The organism is Microbacterium sp. Bi128 (assembly GCF_918698205.1).
On sequence record NZ_CAKKMM010001689.1, the window covers coordinates 1 to 1003 of the forward strand.

At 66.8% G+C, this 1003-nt stretch carries 1 protein-coding gene and 1 pseudogene; one reads left to right on the top strand and one right to left on the bottom strand.

What is annotated here, in order from left to right:
• A pseudogene (locus LQV45_RS35540) lies at positions 1-334 on the top strand (alpha/beta hydrolase); the annotation flags it as partial.
• 138 nt (positions 335-472) lie between these two features.
• Here the strand turns inward: LQV45_RS35540 and LQV45_RS35545 are convergent.
• On the bottom strand, positions 473-1003 hold a 531-nt coding region (locus LQV45_RS35545; RefSeq protein ID WP_230012762.1), incomplete at its 5' end, for an MFS transporter.

Here is a 1003-nt window from a genome sequence, read left to right on the forward strand (position 1 = left end):
CCTGGCCGACGGCACGCCGATCGCGGACGAGTCGACCGCCGGGCTGCTGAAGATGGCCATGCTGCTGCCCAGCAACAACATCTTCGCGCTGCTGTCCCTGGTCGAGGCAATCAAGACCGAGCCGTATGACCCCGCCGAAGCGGTCCCCCACATGCCGATGCTCCTCGTGGCGGGGGAAAACGACGACCGGGCCGCCACCATGCCGGAGCTCGCCGCCCTGGGCGCCAAGGCCGGCGGCATGGTCGAACAGCTCGTGCTGCCGGGCCGCAACCACACCAACGCCATCACCAGCCGCGCCTTCAAGCAAGGCGCCATCAGCTTCCTGGGCGTCTAAACCCGCCTCACACAAGCAACGCGGGGTCACTTACGGCCCATCCGAATGATCTGGATGGGCGCGAAGCGACCCCGCGTTGCTCTTTAACCCAGAGGGGCACGGACCTTGCGGTCCGCGCCCCTCGTGCTTGCCTGGTTGCTAGTGCTTTGCGGCTTCGGCCGGCGCGTGGTGCGCGACGCCGAGCGGGCGGCCCTTCGTTTCCCCGGCCAACAGGACGCCGACGGCGGAGATGACGCAGAGGATCATGATGTAGATGCCGATGGAGCCGGTCCAGTGGGTGCCCTGCAGGAGGACTTCCGCGATGGTGGCCGCGAACGCGCCGCCGAGGATCGCACCGAAGGCGTAGCCGATCGAGATGCCCGAGTAGCGCACCTCCGGCGGGAACATCTCGGCGTACATGGCGGACATGGGGCCGTAGGACAGGCCCAGGCCGACCGTGAGGACGAACAGCGCGACGCCGTAGAGCACGATGTTCTTGGTGTCGATGAGGGCGAACATCGGGATCATCCAGGCGAAGACAATGCCGTAGCCGATCAGGAACGTCTTGACGCGGCCGATCTTGTCCGAGAGCCAGCCGCCGACCAGCGTGAAGATCAGCCAGCCGAAGGAGGCCAGCGTGGTGGCGAGCAGGATCTGCGGGGTGGGCATCTTCAGCGTCTTGGTGGCGTA